Origin of the sequence: Pseudomonas sp. SWRI99, assembly GCF_014270125.1 — a bacterium.
Taxonomy (GTDB): Bacteria; Pseudomonadota; Gammaproteobacteria; order Pseudomonadales; family Pseudomonadaceae; genus Aquipseudomonas; species Aquipseudomonas hamedanensis.
The window spans coordinates 1-18,876 of record NZ_JABWQR010000021.1; the positions used below are offsets into that span (position 1 = coordinate 1).

Below are 18,876 nucleotides of genomic sequence, written 5' to 3' on the forward strand. Positions count from 1 at the left end.
GTGACGCTCTGCGTCACGCCGACGAAGGAACGCGGAGCGTCCCGGGCGGCATTCCCACGCAGAGCGTGGGAACGATCACCGAGGGGCAGCGCCGCATCTGCTCACTCCTGCAGGTTCTTTGTTTCTTCAGTGGCAGCGCTACAATCGGCTCCTTTTCTCCCGGAGCAGATCCCATGAGCGACTCTCACCGCCGTCCGGTGTCCCTGAACAAAGCCTATCGCCTGCTCAACCACGGACCGACCGTACTGGTCAGCGCCGCCCATGACGGCCAGCGCAACATCATGGCCGCCGCCTGGGCCATGCCGCTGGATTTCGAGCCGCCGAAGGTTGCCGTCGTCCTCGATAAATCCACTTGGACCCGCCAGTTGCTCGAAGCCTCCGGCACTTTTGTGCTGAACGTGCCTTGCGTCAATCAGGCCGATATCGTGCAAACTGTGGGCAACACCTCCGGCCTGGACATCACCCGGACCCAGGGTCAGGACAAATTTCAGGCGTGCGGCCTACAGACCTTCGCTGGCGAACAGGTTGAAGCGCCGCTGCTGGAGGGCTGCGTCGCCTGGCTCGAATGTCGCCTGCTACCGGAGCCGCGCAACCACGAACAATACGACCTGTTCCTCGCCGAAGTCATCGCCGCGCAAGCCGATGAGCGCGTGTTCAGCGACGGCCGCTGGCATTTCGAAGGACATGATGGCTTGCGCACGCTGCACCATGTTGCGGGCGGGCATTTCCTGACGATTGGCGATGGGGTGGACGGCAAGACGCTGACGATTTAAATGGCGTTGATGGAAAACCTTCAGCGGATGTAGCAAGGTAGAGGCCAAATTCCATCTATCAGGCGCAACGCACATGGACTTATCTGTTGCCGGTTATCTCGCCCCGTTGCTGTCGCTGGCGCTGTTGTGGACGCTGGCCGTAGTCACGCCCGGACCGAATTTCTTCAACATCGCGCAACTGGCGGCCAGCCAGTCGCGACGGCACGGTGTCGTGGCTGCGCTGGGTGTGGCCAGCGGCACGGTGCTGTGGGGGCTGGCTGGCGGCCTTGGGATCAAGACTTTGTTCAGCGCCGCGCCGGCCCTTTATCTGGGCTTCAAGATTGCCGGTGGCTGCTATCTGATTTATCTGGGCCTGAAGCAATTCAAGCGCAAGCCCCCGATTGTCCCCGGTGCGCTGGCTGCCGCCCGCCAGACCTATCTGGGCGTCTACGCTCGCGGTTTCCTCGGTAACATGACCAACCCGAAATCGGCGTTGTTCGTCGCCACCATCTTCGCTACGGCCATGCCGGCTCACGTACCGCCACTCCTGCTGGCGCTGGCCGTGCTGACCATGGCGACGCTGTCGTTCAGTTGGTATTGCAGCGTCGCGCTGTTCTTCGCCAGCCGCCGGGTTGCCGGTGTTTACGAGCGGTCACGCCAGTGGCTGGATCGGTTGGCGGGTGGGTGCTATTTGTTATTTGGGGTGCATTTGGTGGCGAATCGCTGAGTCTCTAGCCTCAACCGTGTTTCATTGGTTTGATCAGGCTTTCGGCAGGAATCCCGAATAACTCATGAAGCTTCCAGATCATCGGCAAGGTCAGTGCTCGTTTGCCGTTCAAAACCTCATAGACTCTGTTTGTTCGACCGATAGCCGGAGCGAGATCAGCAGCAGACAGGCCTGATTGTTCCATTCGAAATTTGATGGCATCGATCGGATTCGGCAGATCCAGCGGAAAGTTCTTGGCTTCGTAGGCCTCAATGAGCGTGATCATGATGTCGAAGTAGTCACCTTCAGGGGTCCCCGGTTCTGGCTCGTTGTCGAAGAGCGCAGATATATTTTTAAGCGCCGCTCGGTAGTCTTCCTCGTTATGAATCGGGCGTATGTTCATGGGTTACTCCATTTCGACGGTGTCAGCGTCGATTGCATCGTACTGCTTGTGAGTGCCGACGAATTTTATGTAAATCGCGCCGTAGCGATAGGCCACAGCTACGATCAGGCGAAAGTCGTTGCCTTTGATGTTGAACACAACTCTTCGGCTTTATTTCCTGAAAGGTCCCTTACTTTATCTGCCCCAGCTAATTTTCGGGGTAGGAAAAGGCGACGAGGTGCATATGAACAGAGCCTATCGCCGACAAAAAAAGCCTACCTCCCGGTAAGCCTTTTCTGTCCACTTCGTAATACTAATCCCCCAGCGCTTCTCCCTCACGCCGGGGATCGGCACCCCCCGTCAACGTCGCTTTGCCCTGCGCATCCTTGACCCGCACGATTGCCTGCGTGCCGCTGGTCATGTCGATTTCGCTGATTGTGTGGCCCTTGTCCTTCAATGCCTGAATCAGCCCCGGGCTGAATTGTCCCTGTTCCAGTTCGGTCGGGCCGTTGCGGCTGCCGAAGTTGGGCAGGTTGATCGCGTTTTGCGCGTCGAGGTTCCAGTCGAGCAGGCCTATGGTGGTTTTCGCCACGTATTCGATGATCTGCGAGCCGCCGGGCGAGCCGACCGTGGCGAGGAAGTCACCAGTGTTGCGATCGAAGATCAATGTTGGCGCCATGGACGAGCGTGGGCGTTTGCCCGGCTCGACGCGGTTGGCGACTTTCCGGCCGTTCTCTTCGGGGATGAACGAGAAGTCGGTCATCTGGTTGTTCAGCAGAAAACCCTGAACCATCAGGTGCGAGCCGAACGCGGCTTCGATGGTGGTGGTCATCGACACGGCGCCGCCGAGGTCATCGACCGCCACCACTTGGGAGGTTGAGATGCGCAACGGCGAGCGGTCCGGCGCGTAGGCCACTTGCACGCCTGGCGGTGTGCCCGGTTTGGCGCTGCCCATGCTGCGCTCGCCGATCAGGCTGGCGCGGCTGGCCAGATAGGCCGGATCAACCAGACCTTTGACCGGCACCGGGACGAAGTCGGTGTCGGCCACGTATTGCGCGCGGTCGGCGTAGGCCAGGCGTTCGGCCTCGGCGATCAGATGCACGGCTTGCGGATTCGGTTCGAAGCCGGCCGGCTTATTGGTTTTGACTGGTTTGAGCGGGGTCAGGGACAAACTCGGGTCGCGGGTTTCCAGCGCCTGCAACGTGCCGAGAATCTGTGCCACGGCGATCCCGCCCGACGACGGTGGCGGCATGCCACAGATCTGCCAGCGCTTGTAATCGGTGCACAGCGGCGCTCGCTCCTTGGCCTGATAACGCTGTAAATCGTTCAGCGACAGGCTGCCGGGGTTGGCGTGGCGCTGAACCTTGGCGACGATCTCTTCGGCGATTGGACCTTTGTACAGCGCATCCGCGCCTTCGCTGGCGATACGTTTGAACACGGCGGCCAACTTCGGGTTCTGCAGGCGTGTGCCGACGGCTTTGACGCTGCCATCCTCATTGAGGAAGTACGCTGCCATGTCTAGTGACTGGCGGATGAGCGGATCGGCAACCAGCAGCGAATGCAGGCGCGGGGAAATCGCAAAGCCTTGCTCGGCCAGTTTGATCGCCGGCTCAAACAGCTTCGCCCACGGCAAGCGACCGTGTTGCCGATGCGCCAGCTCCAGCGCGCGCAACACCCCAGGCGTACCGACCGAGCGCCCGCCGATCTGCGCTTGCGTAAAAGCCATCGGTTTTCCGTCAGCATTCAAGAACAGCTTTTCGGTCGCCCCGGCCGGCGCCGTTTCGCGGCCGTCATAAGTGCGCACCTGTTTGCCATCCCACAACACAATCATCGCGCCGCCACCGATCCCGGACGACTGCGGCTCAACCAGCGTCAACACCGCCTGCATCGCAATCGCCGCATCAATCGCCGAACCACCCTGACGCAAAATCTGTCGCCCGGCTTCGGCCGCGAGTGGATTGGCAGCGGCAGCCATGTGTTTGCTGGCGTGGCGGGTTTGCAGATCAGCGCGGTAACCGGAAGCGGCTTCCGGTGCCAGCGGCAAGGAAGAAGAGGGCGGGGCGTTGCATGCGGTGAGGGTCAGAGCGCTGACAAGCAGTGTCAGGGCTGGCAGGCGAAAGCGCTTCAAGGGCTGGGCTGGAAACACGCGGGCTCTCCGTCCGTGGGGTAAAAGTCTTGGGGACTTTATCGAGCGGGCGGGCGGGGTGCAAACCGGGTGGGGATTTGATGCTTGGTCAAATCGTCCTCGACGGTACGTTCTAAAACCGGTTGGTTGCGATGGATTCAGTCGGCAATGGCGTCTGTGGTTGTAGTTCTTCGCCCCGGCTGGAGTACCTTTCGTGCATTTCTCCTACAGAACTTTCAGGTCGACAACCTACGCGCCGCTGCCTGAGGATGTTTTCTGTGGTTTTTTCCAGGATGGATATCAGCTGAAGAGGATGAGTCCGTTGCCATTCGATTTTATTTTCAGTCGGCCACTGTCATGAGCATTTCCAATGAGGATCGTGATTTTCTGGTGGCGTTGGGCAGTCGCATTGCACATTTACGCACAGTGCACGAGATAACACAGACGCGGTTTGCAAGGGCTTTAGGTCTTTCCCGGCAGACCTTTCAGGGTTACGAGGAGGGCACGCGCAGCATGCCGGTCACGACACTGGTGAAGGTGGCATTTGCGCTGCGCGTGCCTGTTGAAGACCTGCTCGGGGTTCCCTCGTACACGGAGACGCCCAGACGCAGCTTGACCTCGACGTGGTATCGACGGCTGCAGTCCATCAATGAGCTTTCGAAGGTTCAACAGAAGGTTATTGCGCAGATGCTCGACGCCCTGATCGCACAGGCGGGGACCAAAACAAGTAACGAAGAATGAAAGGCTTGAAATAACCCAAAGAACGCGGAACCAAGGTGCGCGAACACCCTGGCTCCGCTAACCACAAGCAGCTAAACAGGAGCTAATCATGGCTAAAACCAATCATACGTCATCAACCCCCATCACTGTACGCCGGTTGAAAATCGCCGCTGATTTTTACCCGGCCCACACAAAGGACACACCCTACGGCCCCGGCAAGCCTGTGCCTTGGATCAGGCTGCGCGGGTTGTGGTTGCGGCAAGCGGGATTCGAGGTAAACGAGAACGTCAAAGTGCGCGTGATGAAGGGGTGTCTGGTGATTACGGCGGAGTAGAGCAGTAGATGGGGGGCTTAGGTAAATAGGCAACACTGGCGCATTAAGAGAAACGCTGCTATCCCTTAAGGATAGTGGCGTTTTAGCTGAGCATTTCGCCGGTTACCTTTTTATGGTTATCTGAGTCCATAGTTTGATCGTGCGAGGATCAGCTCTTCAAAGACAACCCGGTGCAGGTGCTCCATATCTCCCGAAGTATTAAACAGGCCAAATCCTAAGGAATTATGTCGAGCAGCGCTAGGCCATGGGGAAAAGCTCTCTTTTTAAAGATGGCTATTTCAAAAAGTGTTTTGATTTATCTGGAAATTACTAGCGGTATAGGCCCGTTACACCAAGAATACACCCGAATAGTGACGTGGCATTATCTTGAATTCCAGATTTGCGTATGTGAGATCAGACGAAGTAAGTATTGAAAGTTAGACGCGAGGAGCATATACAGAAAACCCGGCGCTGGGCCGGGCTTGTCTTACGGCTTATAGAGCCAATCTCTTTCTTCTGCGATGGTCCGAAGGATTTTTGATTTTCGTTTGATATCGTTTTTCTCGTTCCCATCAAAGTCAATAATGGCGTGCTCTTTGAACGGCTCAGGATCGGGGAAAGCTGGAAGCTCCAGCGCTCCACACTCGGCAACCGTGACAGCTACCACCCCGACAGACCTAAGGCCCAGTGACTGAACGAAATGATCGTGAGCATTCGGTGGGTCGATTTGGTCACCATCGTAGCAAGAAAGTTTCTTATCATCTTTCGGCGTGGGACTAAAAGCTTGCGATGTGATCTTTCCATCCTGAATGAAGCTTGGATTAATTTGTCGCAGCAGATGCGTACTCTCCTTCATCAAATCTCTCCCTTTGCGGCTTTGGAAATTAAATCGACGAGCGCCTGTTTGTGGGTAGGATCGTCCAAGGAAAGCACTTTGGATATCTCTTGCATTGTCTCGGTGTTGAGGCAATGAAGGTCGCCAGATAGGCTGGCGAGATCAATTTCTAAGCTGACGTCCTGATTTCCGGTTCGCCATTCAAGCTGAACCCCACCCTCTTCTGTAGGGTAGATATAAGGGCTAGGCAGCGTAGGTGGATAGGTGTCGACGAAAAAGCTCTCAAGCCAGTCAAAGTCGGACGACGCTGGAACGAGCCCGCGACCATCCAGCCAACCGACTTTAAGAAGTCTCAGCTCGTCGATTCTAGCCAGTGGATCGTTGGTATCGATAATGGCGGCGTCCTCAATAACATCAAATGAGTGTAGCCGTTCATAGCGGTCAAATCGACCAACGCCCGAGACTGAAACCTTGAGCCCGGTTCGGTAGCCGCTCATCGCCTCAAGGATGGTATCCAAGTGAATAGCGTCAACCTTGGCGGCAATTTTTCTGCCGCCTGGCAGCTGCAGTTCGAAACTCATCTTGCTTTGATCAAGCTCAGACACGAGGCCGCGAACTGTTATTTCGTCCGTGAGTACCTCGTTCTGCGATGCGAGTAACAGACGTCGGCGAGTTAGCTTTGTGAGCCGTGCAGGGCGATCTTTTCCCGGGAAAAACTCCAGAACCTCTCCCTCCCTAAGCCCCCTTCCAAATCTGTCAAAATAGCCAAGCAGATTTGCAGGAAGGTGATCAGTGATAGGTTCGTTATGCTCGGCGGCATTGATCGCTCCCCCGATGGCTTGAACAGCGCGGAAAAAGTAATCCTCATTTGCTGCGGGAAATAGGCCGGCTGAGTCGTCAATGTAATCAATAGTAATGCCAGGTATCGCGCTACCGTCCTTGACTTCAGAGAGACCAATGGAAAGCGGGTCTGTAAATCCTTTTGGCGCCCTAATGCGAACGTTGTTTTGCACGAATATCCACTTGGCAACCGCTATTACGAATTCCTCCAGAACAGATATGTCCTTAAGAAGCTCAAGCGGGATAGTGTGCCCATCAAATCGAGCGCCGACAAACCGCGGTTCAATCAATGGTTTTTTCATGAGCGATCCCTATCCCTTGATTTCTGTTGTCGCATGAATTTCTGCAATTCCCTGCCCATTTCTGGTGGGGAGAAATGTCGCAAGTGGGCGCCGTTTGATGACGAAAGGCGCACGCTCCGCCTTGTTCCATCCCAGCATAGCCTTAACCAAGCATCACAGTCGCAGCTCCCTAGAAAGCTGCCATCGTTAAGAATGTATTCGTGCAAAGGCATCCGATTCTTCCTTTGACGGCGTTGAATCGAACCATGGTGGATTGTCGGTCATATGGGGAATCAAAGCACAGCGTCGCAGGTGGTGTAATTTACGAAATATCCGTTTCGTACGCTGATCGGATATTTTTCCTATAATTTTCTTCTTGAGAAATGCGTCAATTCGGTCTGCTGACGTGAAGCGGCCGATCTGAGCTGTAGGAGTAAGCTCGGGAAAGATTTTTCTCAAGGCATAAAAAAACGGCCTACCTTTCGGTAAGCCGTTTTTAGTACTTGGTGGCTACACAGGCAATTGAACTGGACGCCTAACCTACTGTATTTATTGGATATTCGTAATTTGTGATATTCAAGGGATACACCAGGGGATACACGGCGCCGTCTGCTGGGCTGTTTTTGGCCTGCTCGCCGTCGTCCTGAATTCACCATTGACGCTACTCATCTGTACCCGACGAACGGTAACCACGCTTCGAACCGACGCCACGAAGCGCTACCCCGGGACAGGGGAGTGGCCGCGGCTACCTGCCATCCCATTTCGGTAGGGCAGGTGCTGATAATTCACCGGCGCCTCTCACAGCCGCATTTCCCTGATGACCTTCCGCGGGTCTGCGCCTTGCCTGAGCGCTCGTCGTGCGTCCTTGGTCAGTTGGTCGAGCGCCTGCTCCTCGAAGGTAGCCGCCATGGCGCGGGCCTTTCTGATGATCAGCAGCGCCAGCTCGGCGGGAATCTTCACTTTCTCAGTTGGCAGGTAATCGCAATCGATCACAGACACGGCGCTGTCCTCTGGCTCGCGGGATGCTGGCGCTGGACCGGATCGGCGCCAGCGATGATCTGCAGATGTTATCAGTGCGCAATCGAAACTACCCAAAATCCAGGTAGTTTCCTGTCGCCTGCTCCGGCCTGCTGTCAGGAGCCAAGGCGCCCGGAAGATACTAGACGAGACCGGAGCGCGTCGGCACGCCGTCACCGCCACAACCCGCGCACTACAAGCTCTCCCGGCAACTGGTCGGCATCCTGCTGGCCGCAATCCGTCTAATGTCTGTCTAGTATTTGGTGGCGCGGCCGGCCCGTGGGCGCGTTGGCCTGTCCATCTACCGTTCACCCTTGACGGCCGTGGTTTTGAATTCTTGACGAGACGAGTGCCTACGGGGCCGCACGAAGTGCCGCAGGCCATGCTATGCGCGGGTTTGCCGTGCCCGGTGGTGGTCCGCCCCTGGGGAAACCGTCAAGACCTGTCTGAAGTTCGGTCAAGGCTCCGTCAAGGATGGTCAAGGATTTCGGCGTGGCCTGCGCTGTGACAGTCCCATCCGTTCTGGACGCCCTGACCATCGCCGCCAGCCTTCCGAGCCGGCCCGGCCTTGATGGCCGCGGCCTCCGTCCACCGCCTACCAAAATACGCCGGGTCAATCCGTCCAGAACTGTCCAGAATCTATCAGGGGTCTGTCAGGGTTGTGAGACGGTCAACCTCCCCACTTTGACGTGGCCAAGGCGGAACAAGCCCCAGACGCCCACCGGCCTTGGATTCCGTCTCACACCTGTCTCACATTCCGTCAAAGCGTGGTCAAAGTGCGGTGGCTTTGCAAAGCGGCCAAAACGAGTAGAGCCATGACCCGCCCAAGTCTCCGAAAGCATTGATGAGCGCCCCAACAATGGAGACCGCTATGCCCGCTGCCACGTTGCTCCCGGCACGCCGCTCAGATGGGGTAGTCGTTACGAGGTCATCCCCCTGCAGATCTCCGTACCGCCCTGCGCCTGACTGCGACCGGTAGAAGCCGTTTGCAAACACTGGCGCCATGGTGAAAAGAAGTCCGGCTACGGCAATAACAGCGCCGAATCTATTGAGCATTGTCCAGTCTCCCTTCCATATGGAAAGGCTTACACCAGCAACCAGCGATGCCAACGCCAACAAGTAGATGAACGTCCGATTCGCCAGCCATTTGACCCAGGGATCAAGCGGGTGGCTGTCCACTGCGCGTCGTTTTGCGAACATTTCGTCCTTCCTTTGGGTGAATAAGTCCCCAGCCGGCATTGGCTGCGGATGTAACTTAAACCCGGATCAGGCATGTGTGAAGGTGTGCCCCCAATGGGGGAGAATGTCCAGCGTCAGCTATTTTTTGAAATATGCCGACACTGTGATGGTTTCCAGTGAAAACCACTGCCCATGGTGGAAACCTAAGTGGAAACCTCCAAGCGCCAACCATAACTTTTGATAACAGTGACGCGGGGGCGCCCACCCGAGGTTTTACGACTTTGTCGCGAAAGGTCGGCATGGGGACGACGGTTCGCGCGCAATGATGGTTGCGAACCAGGTGCGAACTTATCGTGCGAACCACCGGTGCGAACTTGCTGGCTGCTTCCAGTGCCAGGTGCGTACCGATCGTGCGTACCTGGCTGCGTACCAGTGTTGGGAATCTCGCTCCCACAGGGGATATCCGAGTAATGCTCCCTGCCATCAAAGATGATCCAGTTTTGGATCATGTTTCGCGGGCTCTAGGGTGCGTGAGGATCATGCGTGAAGACGTGCGCGAAGCCTCATTCATGGGGTTGGTTTTCACAATCAGCGTTGAATGCGTCGGTGACCGGTGGGAGTGGTCGCTACTGATGTTCACCGCGAATGGTCACTGGCTGGATGCGTGGCTCGGTGCTGGCCTGAGATCGATGCTGCGCGTACTAACTTTTGCTAACAGATCGTGGATACCAGCGTGGATACCAAAAACCATTCGTCAATTCGCATGAGTTCGATTTTTGCTGGCTCGGTCTTCTGTGAACATCTGTGACGTGAAATCGATGGCCCGGGTTTTGGACGAATGGAAAAATGACTAAGAATTTGATCGCCGCCCGCAACCTCGCGGAGGCTCAGCAGGCCAGGAGTCTGAGGGCGGAGGCAATATCTCTCCGCCTGGAAGTTCGTGTTGTGCTGAGACAGCTCGAGGCGCAGCGAGGCCTTTACCTCGTCCGGATGCTGCAAGTGGCTGATGTATTGCAGAGACTCGATTCAACTCATCGAGCGCGTACGGGCCAACTATTAGGCTGGCCACCAAATGCGCGTTGTTCGCGCTACACCAGCAGCCAATCACAGCCCCATCCTGACCTGGAAACTCACCAATAAACCGTGCAATCGAACCGTTTGGCGTCCATGGTGTAGTGCCATGGAGAGCGCGGCTTATGACTTCCGGTGATCGGCTTCACGATAAAGTTCTGAGTTACGCCCACGCGGAAATCCAAATCATCCTTGCTGGTTCGGCGAATCCGCAGTTTCACTTCGATCAGCTGGTCAGGACCCTGGGAGCGTTTGTTCATTGCGAAATCGTTACCCAAGATGAGGTCGACAGTATCCTGGCGGAGGCGAAAGTTGCCTTGGGTATCGCTGTGCAAAATATCGAAGACTTGTCACGTCTGGCAGCGTTTGCGCGCGCGGATGAACCTGACAAAACCTGACATCGTGAGGAGTGCGTCACCGTTGACGATGTTGACATCGCCACGCGCTCAAGCCCTCAACTCTGTTAACAATTGTCAAGGTTGGCCACGTCTGTGTGAGGATTTTGGATTGGTTACCAAAGGTGGTTACCACGCTTGGTTACCACCCGGCGGAGCGGAACATATGGGCTGCTGGGTAGCGCGCTCTGCCTCCTATCTCTGACACATTGTCAAAGGCACTCTTTTGTCGATCTCAGCGCGCTCTCTTTGCCTGATCCGAAGTCGAGGTATGCGCGCTGGTAAAATCTCACAGAGCTGCCAGACGCGGTTTTACTGATGCTCAGAATCTCATTCGTGTTCATGTCGTTGCCGCTGACCAGCCGATAGCCAATTTCCGTTTCGGACATGGTGGCGTCTGGTCGATGCTCCTGCCACTGCGGGAAGACACAAAGCGCATAATTCTTAGGCGTCTTGCTGGAGGAGGCTGAAAACACTGGTCCTTTTTGAACGAGGGCGCCTGGAGAGTAGCAACCTGCCAAAACGAGAGTCGAGGCTGCGAGTACGACTGCTATTGAAAAGCGCATGGTGGCGTTATCCGTAACTGATAAAGCCGTGAAGCTACCATGCGCTCAATAAAAGCCCAATAACCGAGTTACGCCTTATCTTCGGCGTAGATCGAGGCCGAGATAATCATCCCGCCCCACCGTCTGTGGCCGATGCAGATCGGTACCGGGTTGCCGCTGGCTGTGGTGTTCTTGGCGCTGCCGAAGGCGTAGGACGGGGAGTTTTCAGGGCCGGCGCTTTGCTTGAGCCCGGCAGCCTGCGGACTGAGCATCTGGATAACGCCGCCGGCGGCCGTGCCAATCCCCGCACCCATGACCGCGGTCGCCGCAGCGCCAGCAGTCATGAATGACGCTATGACGATAAGCGCAACTCCGATCACTGTCTGCAGAACGCCGGCGCGCTTACTGCCGGCTATTACAGGAACAATTCGAATCTCCTGTGCCCCTCCCAGCTTCAAGTCGCGCTCGCCAATGTTCCTCCGATTACGGAAAACGGCGAACTCCAAGCCTTTACTCTTGGCATTGGCCAGGTACTTCACAAAGCCAGGGTGATTCACGTCGACGGCCTTCACCGCTTCGCGAACGTCACCTGTGGAGAGCTCGTACAGGTGTTCCCGGCCAAAAAGTTTCCCAGCGCTACCGCCGAGCAGGATCAGGGTCTTATTGCCAAAATTTGTTGCCATCGCCATTTGTTACTCCTGGGCGCCTTGGGCGCTGTGTTTGGGGATTTCCATGCCGAGCTGGCCGGCGAGGATCATGCGTGCGGCCATTGCGTCGTTTCGAATTGCGATCTCGCGCTTCACGTCTGGATTCCAGGCCGAGCAGTGAGTCGATTTGTACGCCCGGGCTCCCCGGTATTCGATGCGCATCAGTTCGGCGGAGATCCTGGCCTCCTCCTCGGTGTAGAAAGGCCCCTCAATCTCCACCCGCTGGCCGTCACGCACGTGCTCTACCGTCCAGACGATGTACCCGCCGATCGTGCCGGGGTCAGTGGTGAAATCTGTGTCCTTGCACGCTTCCGCGAAGCGTATGTGGTGTGACATGTATTGCCTCCTTCGACGCCGTGGCGCCATTGATGGGCGGATGCCCGGTTGTGTTGCTCCGTGTCGCGACACCTTTTCGTGATTCGCAAAACGTGTCGCGTAATTGGGTTTCTACTTGCCGACGATGCTCAGGGTGGGCGGAAGCTTTGGGCCAAACGGTGCGCCAGGCGCGAAAGGGTCTGGCCGCAAATGCTCTGGGCAGTCCCTGATGAAGTTGGCAGTCGCGATCTGACAGGCGTTGAACAACGGCGCGTCGTTCCATTCCTGTCCTCGGCGTGCGGCGCTGTCCTCCAGGGAATGGGCGAACACCAATTCCGCCAAACCGTTCACGCCGTCCTTCCTCGCCGCCTCCCGCTCCACGGCGTTCACCGCCAGCAGATCGCACACCCGGTCGAAGCCCAAGCCATCCATCAAGCCTTCGGTGTCCAGCATCAGCGACCGGCCGAACGCGCCCAGCACCTTGCGCACGTCATCCCATTCAGCGCTCCGATGGTCCGAAGACTTCTGCTGAATCTCGTAGATCTTGTTGGCGGTGAAGGGCAGGTAGTGGCGCAGCTTGCTGGCCTCCCGCCGTATGGCTCGGCGCTCGGTTCGGATGTCGTCTGCTCTCTGGCCGAGGATGCGACAGAGCCGGCGGGTGGTGATCAAGCTTGTGCTCTTGCTGGCGCCTGGCTTCTGCGCGATTTCCAGCAGGGCAATGACGATATTGGCCTTCATGGTTTTGTCTCCATGGGCGTGCGGTCGTAATCAGCGCGCAACTCGGCACCAACGCCGCAATAGCGATTGGTGGGCGCGTAGCACGATCGGCAGGCCATGATGTGGTTGAGGTATGCGTCGCGCGCCCGCCGCCACTCGGGCGTTGCCGTGGCGGCGCTTGCGTGAGGCTCAGTCGCGAACTGGGGGCGACGTTCTGCGTGGGTGATCAGCGCCAGCGACGGACGAGGCGCATGGCGTCGCGGATTCTCCGTGGTGGTACTCGCGATGATCGGCGGCATGTGATCGAGCAGACTGGAGAGGAGGCTCACGGCTTCACCTCGCCCGACTTGCACCATTGCCCAAATGTGTCTGTGAAAAAAAAACGGGGGAACGGGGGAACAGTGGGAACACCCAATGATTCCGGGGCTTTCAGAGGGGGATTTTGTACCCCACGTTTTTTTGTGGGGAACAGTGATAACCAAACGTCAGGAAAGCGCCGTTCGCTTATATTCAAAAACATGTTTGTGTTCCCCCTGTTCCCCAAACACCAAATAAGGGGGAACGGCTACAGGCCGCGTCTTTGCTGGCTGTTCCCCCGTTCCCCCTGTTCCCCACGTTTGTAGGTTCCTGTGAAGTCGGGCATTCGTCTCTGGTATTGGTGGAGGTCATACGGCACCGCCTTCGCCGTCCAGGGCTTCCGGGTCGATGACGTACAGCCGAGCAGATCCGCCGGCGGGGATACGGTACTTTTTGGTCTTTCGGCTATCCCGATCGGTGTCGCGCTTGGCCAGGGCTCCGCCAACCTCCAGCGCCTTGATGACGCGGGTGAGGCCGAACCCGTGGGCGGCTTCGATGAGCGCGGACTTGTTGAACAGGAACAGTCGCTTGTTGGCGACCACCTCCCAGTACCCTGCGCGGTTGAAAACCTTGGCGTCCGCCTCTGGGGCGTCCACGTCGGAGAATCGGCTGCTGCCGTGCTTGTCGATAAAATCGATGATGCCGGCCAGGATCTGGCGGTCTTCGGCGTTCCCTCCGCCGACACGGGAAAGCCATTCGCCGTAGAGCAGGCGGCAGTCGGCGAGGGCGGTACCTGGCTCCCACGGGAGCAGTCCGTAGGCGATGGCCATCTCGCCCGCCAGCGCGATCACGGCGAACCGGTCAGCCACCCGGCCGGCCTGGGCATTGTCCTCGACGAACTGCGCGCGGATGCCGTCAAAGTCACTGAGCAGTCCAGGCTTGTCATCGGCCGCCACCAGATGCTCGACGAATGCCGGGCCGAGATGTCCGTGGTGCGCGCCAACCGCGACGGTCAACTGCCGGTGGAAGTCCGCGCCCTCAAGGCCGTGCAATTCATCGAAGGCGCGGTGGGTGCGGGTACCGGCGTTCACGTCGACCATGCGCAGCTCGGCGCCAGCATGGGCAGCGTTACCGGATATGGCTGCGTGCTCGGACAGCGACCGCTCGCCGCTGGAGAGCGTGAGGAGGCGCCAGCTCAGTTTCGCCCGGCCTTCACGCTCTCGGGTCATGGTGCCTTTGCCCTGACCATTGGCGAGGGAGTAGGCCATTTCCTGTACCCGCTTGGGGTCGGCGCGCTTGATCTCGTCCAGCGGCAGGATGGTGTCGTTACGACTGGACGCCTCGATCTCAAGCCCGCCCTTGGTCATATCCCAACTGGCGGCGAACACGCCCGGGTCACCCCACACGGAGGAGCCGATCAGTTGAGCCAGCGACTTGCCGCTCGAGCTGTCACCGACCAAGTGAACACCCCCGCCCAGCACGCCGACCAGACTCAGGAGAGGCCCGGCCAGCGAGCAGCCGATCGCCAACGTCAGCACGGGATTGCCCACGCACTTGGCTGCCACTTCAGCCTGCCACCGCGCCAGCTCGCCGCGCTGACTGAACAAAACCTGAGCTCTGTTGCTCGCCTGATATCGCACGTTGGCGGTGCCGATCGTTCGCCCGGGTAGCACGAACGCGCCTGATTCATGCCAGCCTGGCCGGCCCGTGGTGGCGAACACCTCGGCGGGGTGCTGATCGAGCAGGTACTCCATGAACGTGCCGCGCTTCTTGAGCGCGATGATTACGCCCATGCCGAAGAGTGCCCGGCGAGCGTCCTCGCCGCTCCCGCCGAACACCTCCATGGCGATGATCCATTCCTTGATGCCGCCCTCCGTGACCAGGCGGAGCAGACGCCCTTCGCTGCCGTCGTCGCTATTGGTCGTGCGCGCCACAACCGTGACAGGGCTGGAGATCCATTCGTCGGTGATGGGGCGGTCCGCGGCGTCGCTCTCCGCGTCGTCCTGATCGGCGGCGGTGCGCTTGAAGCTGTGCCAGTACACCCCGGGGCGCAGCTTGCGGCCGTTCTCGTTGGTTACCCAGTGCTCGTATACCGCCCAGCAGGGCCGCGCTGGCGCAATGGTGGCGGCTTCCAGCCGAAGGGTGATCACGTTGGCGTCAGGCTTGGCCATTGGCGAGTTTCCAGTTTGCAAGGTCGTTGAAGTCAGTCAGGGATTCGGGGGCGTTGTCTGGCCAGTCGGGGAAAGCGACCTCACCACCCACGGCCGCGGCTGCGGCGTTTGCAGCGGCGCGTCCTGGGTTGCCATCGGTGAGCCGATCATCGTCGCCAGCAACGACAATTGGCTGGGCTGGGTAGCGGGAGCGGAGACCCATTGCGGCCGGCATCAAGTTGCCCGCGTTCATGGCTGCGGCCACCGCGTATCCGCCGTGCTGATGGAGGCTGGCGCCGGTCGCCCACCCTTCGCAGATACAAAGCACCGCGCCGGGCTGGATGATGCCCAGCGGGGAATAGGTGCCCTTGATCCGCCCGCCGAAGAGAAAGCGCTTGCCGCCGTCCGGTGCGATGCGTTGTAGGTTGACCAGTCGACCGTCGAGGTACAGCGGAACGAGCAAGTCAGCCCCGCGCTGGCGCAAGCCGTAGGAGCGAACACCCTTCGCCGCCAGATACGGATGGTCGGGTGATGCGCGCCGCGCGTTGCGCCACCAATGATTCGCTCTTGCCGCCGCCCGCTCATGGCGCTGGCGCTGTTCCGCTTCACGCTGGCGCCTAGCCAGTTCGATTCGCTCGCGGATCTGCGCGGCTTCGCGGGCGTCCACCGGCTCGCGGCTACACCAGGTGCTGGTGGTGCCGTCCTTCCAGCTTCCGAAAGCCCCGGATGCGATGTTGTCCAGATACAGCACATACCAACCGTTTTGGCTCCCGACCTTGTCGCCTGGAACATGAAACCTGTGAATCTCGCTATCGGGTTCGGGCAGCCAGTTAAGCGCTCCATACGCGCTCTGGAGCGTTTCGCGGAATAGGTGAATAAGATCGCTTGTCTTCGGATTGTTCAAAGGGCTACCCCCTTGGCAATTTCGGCGCGCACTTCTTCTAGAGTTTTGCCAGCGGTATCTACGTTCATCCCTGGAGCTCGCAGTTGGGTTATCTCCAAGTCGGATAAACCCATCGCTCGCATTTTTGTAATCCACGCGGCCAGCCGCTCCAGTGCGTTCTGTTTGGCGTTCGGCCCCCTCATCATTTCGTTGGCGCGGAGGCATACCTCGCACATGTCGCTGGGTAGCGGCCTCGACATCCATGTACCAGGGCGTCGATATTCGTAGAGCCCGCAATCACAACGACATACCCACCAAGTGCCATTGCCGGAATTGCTCGCTCGATGCCAGGCGTAAGCAGTCATGCGTCCACGCCGGAGTCCGGTGTAATCGGTAGCGCGCATCGGTCGCTGAGGACACGATGGTGGATGGTCAAGCGTGATCCTCTTTTTGGGCCGGGCGCTGTCGAATCTCACCTCGAAGTGTTCGCCGCTACAAAAACCGACGGTCGCAGACGCCCTGTTGACAGGATTCGGATGTAGCTTGAGCTTTTCAAAGGAGGACGATTTCATGCCGCGCCCTCCGGTTCATAACGCGCCAGCACCACGCCGATCTGCTTAACGACCGCATCCGTCTCCTTGCGGCTGTGGTCGTCGGCGGCGCTGTCGCGCAGCGTCACCAGATCGCTAAAAGCGCACAGCAACAGCGACCGGCCGTAGTCATCCATGTGGGCCGGCTCGCTCTCGCGCCCGGTAGTGGCGTGCGGGTCGAACTGAATTACGTCACCCATGGCTGGCGCTCCCTGCGAAGGCGCGGCAGATCCTGCCGTTGTTCAGTGCGTGCCAGTGGGTGAAGTCGTCGATGGAATCGACCAGACACGCAGTGACCTGGGCGTCGGCGCTACGCATAACTACACGCCCGCACTCGGCGTCGGCTTCGGTCAGGAACGGACCCAGCAGCGCTTTGGGCGCCTTCGGATGGGTCACATAAAACAGTTCGTTGGCTTTCTTCAGGCAAGCCGATCCCGTCGACGCAGAAGCGCCGTTTTGAAGTTTCATGGTCTTAACCCTTTATCGAATCAGCGTTTCGCGCCGAGTGCGCGTCGTTCGTCTGCGTCCGGCGTGCCCGTTCTGCCGCCATAAATCCAAGCCCTTCATTCGCCTTTTTGAGCGCGGCCTTGTCGTCGACCTGGGAAAGCCGCAATCGCGAGCCAACAGCCGACGCCTCGGTGAACTTGCCGATCTCTGCCATGAACCCCATGACTTGCGCCTTGAGCGTTTCCAGCTCCTCGGGGGACGCCTGGCTGGCGCGGTCGATCCACGAAGCGGCGATGTATTTGAGGTGGTCGCCATCAACTCGCTGGGCGTAATTGCTCATGTGTTTCAAGGCGATCAGCGCCAGCGCGCCGCCGGTTGCCCAGCCACCGCTATAACCACCGATCAAGGGAACGTCCCAGTACCCGATGCGCCCCATCGGGTCGGTATAGACGGTGTTGCCGACGTAGGGGAGGCGGTGAGCCGGGAGGGTTCTGCGGCGTTTGAACATCATTGGCTGAATCATTGGGACGCCTCCTGTTCGGCGATGACATCACCGAGGAGATCGGCCCAAGCCATGGCTGTGTGCTGTGCGAACATGGCCGTCACACGGGCCACAGCGATGTGAGTCGAGGGCGAGGCGATCAGCGCCAGCGACATCGCCAGAAGCACCAGAATGTCCTGCGCATCTCGCAGATCTTCGACCACGCCTGCGTTGGTCTTGAGCGTGCCAGTCATACCTCACCTCCGAGGTTCGACAGGTTGTCACTCAGCAGCTCGAACGACTGCTCCACATCCCCGAGGTGCGTTTCTGCCAGGTACACGCCGAGGTTCGACAGACCGGGAACGTTCTTCCCATCGGAGTGTTTTTGGTCGTCACGAATGGCGGTCATCAGGGCCAGCATCCAGTCGCTGAACTCGCGGCAGCAATCGAGCTGGAAAAGTGCCTCTTGGGCCACCTGTTTGCAGGTGCCGGCTTTGGATTTGATCGTCATTGCGCACCCCCTTCACCCATTTCGGCGCGCTTGCCTACCACGCCGTGCGAGGCGCCCAGGTGGCGATGGCGCCAGCAGAAATTCCCGCTGAACGTGCGGATCTGCTCAATATGGCGGGCAATGTCACACGCCAGCTCATTGTCGTAACCACCCATCGCTGGAATCACGAACGTCAGCAGGATTTTCTCCAGCTTTTTGTGCTCTTCGCGGGCGAAATTCATAGAGCACATATCACGAGCATCGATCATTGCTTCGCTCAGGATTTCCCCTTCAATTGGGGAGGCGCCCCCGAGGACGCAAAGTTCGCGGCTCATTGAGCACCTCCTTCAACAAGCAGGTGCTCATAGTCCTCGATGAAACAATCCACCGAGTTTGCGTGGTCCATAGCGACGAACGCACCCAGTGAGGCGAGGCGTGACTGGTTGGAGTGTTCTGGGGAGGATTCTTTGAGGGCGATCAACAGCGCTTCAAGCTGCTGCAGAATTTCCTGACAGCCCCTCAGGTGCTCAAAGGCGTCACTGGCAACTTGATGCGCGGAACGGGCGACGGCAGTCATGCGGCACCCCCGACAGATTCCAGTGTGCGAACGATGGCCATGTGGGCGTTGTAACGGGCGA

24 protein-coding genes and 1 pseudogene are annotated in these 18,876 nt (G+C 58.5%); 5 read left to right on the plus strand and 20 right to left on the minus strand.

The window, feature by feature from the left end; translation table 11 throughout:
* Positions 1-173 precede the first annotated feature (173 nt).
* Positions 174-773, plus strand: a complete 600-nt coding sequence (locus HU743_RS17600) for a flavin reductase family protein (RefSeq protein ID WP_186650155.1) — start codon at positions 174-176, stop codon at positions 771-773.
* Between the two features lie 73 nt (positions 774-846).
* Positions 847-1,479 carry a LysE family transporter gene (locus HU743_RS17605; RefSeq protein ID WP_186650157.1) on the plus strand — a complete coding sequence of 211 codons (633 nt, stop codon included), beginning with the start codon at positions 847-849 and terminating at the stop codon, positions 1,477-1,479.
* Positions 1,480-1,489: 10 nt separating this feature from the next.
* On the opposite strand, the gene HU743_RS17610 is transcribed toward HU743_RS17605, so the two are convergent.
* The 3 genes and pseudogenes from HU743_RS17610 to ggt all read right to left on the minus strand — a co-directional run bounded on the left by HU743_RS17610 (position 1,490) and on the right by ggt (position 3,986).
* The gene (locus HU743_RS17610; protein WP_186650159.1) at positions 1,490-1,861 is read right to left on the minus strand and encodes a helix-turn-helix domain-containing protein; all 372 of its coding nucleotides are present in this window, start codon (positions 1,859-1,861) and stop codon (positions 1,490-1,492) included.
* Between the two features lie 3 nt (positions 1,862-1,864).
* Positions 1,865-2,017, minus strand: a pseudogene (locus HU743_RS17615) (type II toxin-antitoxin system HigB family toxin); the annotation flags it as partial.
* Positions 2,018-2,153: 136 nt separating this feature from the next.
* Positions 2,154-3,986 carry a gamma-glutamyltransferase gene (ggt, locus tag HU743_RS17620; RefSeq protein ID WP_186650161.1) on the minus strand — a complete coding sequence of 611 codons (1,833 nt, stop codon included), beginning with the start codon at positions 3,984-3,986 and terminating at the stop codon, positions 2,154-2,156.
* A 336-nt stretch (positions 3,987-4,322) separates the two neighbouring features.
* Here ggt and HU743_RS17625 point away from each other — a divergent pair, with 336 nt between their 5' ends.
* Complete coding sequence (locus tag HU743_RS17625; RefSeq protein ID WP_238351752.1) at positions 4,323-4,706, plus strand: helix-turn-helix transcriptional regulator; 384 nt, start codon at positions 4,323-4,325, stop codon at positions 4,704-4,706.
* An 88-nt stretch (positions 4,707-4,794) separates the two neighbouring features.
* On the plus strand, positions 4,795-5,019 hold the full coding sequence (locus HU743_RS17630) for a SymE family type I addiction module toxin (protein WP_186551154.1): 225 nt from the start codon (positions 4,795-4,797) through the stop codon (positions 5,017-5,019).
* A gap of 466 nt (positions 5,020-5,485) precedes the next feature.
* Here HU743_RS17630 and HU743_RS17635 read toward each other — a convergent pair whose 3' ends face one another.
* The 4 genes from HU743_RS17635 to HU743_RS17650 all read right to left on the minus strand — a co-directional run bounded on the left by HU743_RS17635 (position 5,486) and on the right by HU743_RS17650 (position 9,171).
* Positions 5,486-5,854 (minus strand): hypothetical protein, encoded by a 369-nt coding sequence (locus HU743_RS17635; protein WP_126366361.1) that lies wholly within the window; start codon positions 5,852-5,854, stop codon positions 5,486-5,488.
* Entirely contained in the window at positions 5,854-6,975 is a 1,122-nt protein-coding gene (locus tag HU743_RS17640; RefSeq protein WP_186650164.1) for a hypothetical protein, read from the minus strand. The genes HU743_RS17635 and HU743_RS17640 overlap by 1 nt, the downstream gene beginning before the upstream one ends.
* A gap of 777 nt (positions 6,976-7,752) precedes the next feature.
* Positions 7,753-7,953 carry a hypothetical protein gene (locus tag HU743_RS17645; protein WP_186650166.1) on the minus strand — a complete coding sequence of 67 codons (201 nt, stop codon included), beginning with the start codon at positions 7,951-7,953 and terminating at the stop codon, positions 7,753-7,755.
* Between the two features lie 789 nt (positions 7,954-8,742).
* Positions 8,743-9,171: a hypothetical protein gene (locus HU743_RS17650; protein ID WP_186650169.1), complete on the minus strand. Its 429-nt coding sequence runs from the start codon at positions 9,169-9,171 to the stop codon at positions 8,743-8,745.
* A gap of 1,175 nt (positions 9,172-10,346) precedes the next feature.
* On the opposite strand from HU743_RS17650, the gene HU743_RS17655 reads away from it, so the two are divergent.
* Positions 10,347-10,619 carry a hypothetical protein gene (locus tag HU743_RS17655; protein ID WP_186650172.1) on the plus strand — a complete coding sequence of 91 codons (273 nt, stop codon included), beginning with the start codon at positions 10,347-10,349 and terminating at the stop codon, positions 10,617-10,619.
* A gap of 631 nt (positions 10,620-11,250) precedes the next feature.
* On the opposite strand, the gene HU743_RS17660 is transcribed toward HU743_RS17655, so the two are convergent.
* From HU743_RS17660 to HU743_RS17720, 13 genes are all read right to left on the minus strand, one after another.
* Positions 11,251-11,850: a tail assembly protein gene (locus tag HU743_RS17660; protein WP_124304122.1), complete on the minus strand. Its 600-nt coding sequence runs from the start codon at positions 11,848-11,850 to the stop codon at positions 11,251-11,253.
* 3 nt (positions 11,851-11,853) lie between these two features.
* Positions 11,854-12,204: a hypothetical protein gene (locus tag HU743_RS17665; protein WP_186650175.1), complete on the minus strand. Its 351-nt coding sequence runs from the start codon at positions 12,202-12,204 to the stop codon at positions 11,854-11,856.
* 111 nt (positions 12,205-12,315) lie between these two features.
* Positions 12,316-12,921, minus strand: a complete 606-nt coding sequence (locus HU743_RS17670; RefSeq protein ID WP_101161850.1) for a hypothetical protein — start codon at positions 12,919-12,921, stop codon at positions 12,316-12,318.
* Positions 12,918-13,229, minus strand: a complete 312-nt coding sequence (locus HU743_RS17675; RefSeq protein WP_186650178.1) for a hypothetical protein — start codon at positions 13,227-13,229, stop codon at positions 12,918-12,920. The genes HU743_RS17670 and HU743_RS17675 overlap by 4 nt, the downstream gene beginning before the upstream one ends.
* A 336-nt stretch (positions 13,230-13,565) precedes the next feature.
* Positions 13,566-15,368, minus strand: coding sequence for a DUF927 domain-containing protein (locus tag HU743_RS17680; RefSeq protein WP_186650181.1), 1,803 nt, complete (start codon positions 15,366-15,368; stop codon positions 13,566-13,568).
* Positions 15,355-16,251: a toprim domain-containing protein gene (locus HU743_RS17685; protein WP_186650183.1), complete on the minus strand. Its 897-nt coding sequence runs from the start codon at positions 16,249-16,251 to the stop codon at positions 15,355-15,357. Before HU743_RS17685 ends, HU743_RS17680 begins: the two co-directional genes overlap by 14 nt.
* Before the next feature lie 547 nt (positions 16,252-16,798).
* Positions 16,799-17,020: a hypothetical protein gene (locus tag HU743_RS17690; RefSeq protein ID WP_186650186.1), complete on the minus strand. Its 222-nt coding sequence runs from the start codon at positions 17,018-17,020 to the stop codon at positions 16,799-16,801.
* Complete coding sequence (locus tag HU743_RS17695) at positions 17,013-17,288, minus strand: hypothetical protein (RefSeq protein WP_124304115.1); 276 nt, start codon at positions 17,286-17,288, stop codon at positions 17,013-17,015. Before HU743_RS17695 ends, HU743_RS17690 begins: the two co-directional genes overlap by 8 nt.
* Before the next feature lie 4 nt (positions 17,289-17,292).
* Positions 17,293-17,790, minus strand: coding sequence for a hypothetical protein (locus HU743_RS17700; protein WP_124304114.1), 498 nt, complete (start codon positions 17,788-17,790; stop codon positions 17,293-17,295).
* Positions 17,787-18,002: a hypothetical protein gene (locus tag HU743_RS17705; RefSeq protein ID WP_186650188.1), complete on the minus strand. Its 216-nt coding sequence runs from the start codon at positions 18,000-18,002 to the stop codon at positions 17,787-17,789. The genes HU743_RS17700 and HU743_RS17705 overlap by 4 nt, the downstream gene beginning before the upstream one ends.
* Positions 17,999-18,259, minus strand: a complete 261-nt coding sequence (locus tag HU743_RS17710) for a hypothetical protein (RefSeq protein WP_186650191.1) — start codon at positions 18,257-18,259, stop codon at positions 17,999-18,001. The genes HU743_RS17705 and HU743_RS17710 overlap by 4 nt, the downstream gene beginning before the upstream one ends.
* Complete coding sequence (locus tag HU743_RS17715; protein ID WP_186650194.1) at positions 18,256-18,573, minus strand: hypothetical protein; 318 nt, start codon at positions 18,571-18,573, stop codon at positions 18,256-18,258. The genes HU743_RS17710 and HU743_RS17715 overlap by 4 nt, the downstream gene beginning before the upstream one ends.
* Positions 18,570-18,815 (minus strand): hypothetical protein, encoded by a 246-nt coding sequence (locus HU743_RS17720; protein ID WP_186650197.1) that lies wholly within the window; start codon positions 18,813-18,815, stop codon positions 18,570-18,572. Before HU743_RS17720 ends, HU743_RS17715 begins: the two co-directional genes overlap by 4 nt.
* Positions 18,816-18,876 lie beyond the last annotated feature (61 nt).

Excerpts from the sequence above, each read along its gene's own strand:
- HU743_RS17605 (WP_186650157.1), top strand. The coding sequence starts at position 847 with ATGGACTTATCTGTTGCCGGTTATCTCGCCCCGTTGCTGTCGCTGGCG.
- HU743_RS17630 (WP_186551154.1), top strand. The coding sequence starts at position 4,795 with ATGGCTAAAACCAATCATACGTCATCAACCCCCATCACTGTACGCCGG.
- HU743_RS17700 (WP_124304114.1), bottom strand. The coding sequence starts at position 17,790 with ATGATTCAGCCAATGATGTTCAAACGCCGCAGAACCCTCCCGGCTCAC.
- HU743_RS17665 (WP_186650175.1), bottom strand. The coding sequence starts at position 12,204 with ATGTCACACCACATACGCTTCGCGGAAGCGTGCAAGGACACAGATTTC.
- HU743_RS17670 (WP_101161850.1), bottom strand. The coding sequence starts at position 12,921 with ATGAAGGCCAATATCGTCATTGCCCTGCTGGAAATCGCGCAGAAGCCA.
- HU743_RS17715 (WP_186650194.1), bottom strand. The coding sequence starts at position 18,573 with ATGAGCCGCGAACTTTGCGTCCTCGGGGGCGCCTCCCCAATTGAAGGG.
- HU743_RS17690 (WP_186650186.1), bottom strand. The coding sequence starts at position 17,020 with ATGGGTGACGTAATTCAGTTCGACCCGCACGCCACTACCGGGCGCGAG.
- HU743_RS17660 (WP_124304122.1), bottom strand. The coding sequence starts at position 11,850 with ATGGCGATGGCAACAAATTTTGGCAATAAGACCCTGATCCTGCTCGGC.
- HU743_RS17610 (WP_186650159.1), bottom strand. The coding sequence starts at position 1,861 with ATGAACATACGCCCGATTCATAACGAGGAAGACTACCGAGCGGCGCTT.
- HU743_RS17625 (WP_238351752.1), top strand. The coding sequence starts at position 4,323 with ATGAGCATTTCCAATGAGGATCGTGATTTTCTGGTGGCGTTGGGCAGT.
- HU743_RS17650 (WP_186650169.1), bottom strand. The coding sequence starts at position 9,171 with ATGTTCGCAAAACGACGCGCAGTGGACAGCCACCCGCTTGATCCCTGG.
- HU743_RS17720 (WP_186650197.1), bottom strand. The coding sequence starts at position 18,815 with ATGACTGCCGTCGCCCGTTCCGCGCATCAAGTTGCCAGTGACGCCTTT.
- HU743_RS17705 (WP_186650188.1), bottom strand. The coding sequence starts at position 18,002 with ATGACTGGCACGCTCAAGACCAACGCAGGCGTGGTCGAAGATCTGCGA.
- HU743_RS17640 (WP_186650164.1), bottom strand. The coding sequence starts at position 6,975 with ATGAAAAAACCATTGATTGAACCGCGGTTTGTCGGCGCTCGATTTGAT.
- HU743_RS17600 (WP_186650155.1), top strand. The coding sequence starts at position 174 with ATGAGCGACTCTCACCGCCGTCCGGTGTCCCTGAACAAAGCCTATCGC.
- HU743_RS17695 (WP_124304115.1), bottom strand. The coding sequence starts at position 17,288 with ATGAAACTTCAAAACGGCGCTTCTGCGTCGACGGGATCGGCTTGCCTG.
- HU743_RS17655 (WP_186650172.1), top strand. The coding sequence starts at position 10,347 with ATGACTTCCGGTGATCGGCTTCACGATAAAGTTCTGAGTTACGCCCAC.
- HU743_RS17635 (WP_126366361.1), bottom strand. The coding sequence starts at position 5,854 with ATGAAGGAGAGTACGCATCTGCTGCGACAAATTAATCCAAGCTTCATT.
- HU743_RS17680 (WP_186650181.1), bottom strand. The coding sequence starts at position 15,368 with ATGGCCAAGCCTGACGCCAACGTGATCACCCTTCGGCTGGAAGCCGCC.
- HU743_RS17710 (WP_186650191.1), bottom strand. The coding sequence starts at position 18,259 with ATGACGATCAAATCCAAAGCCGGCACCTGCAAACAGGTGGCCCAAGAG.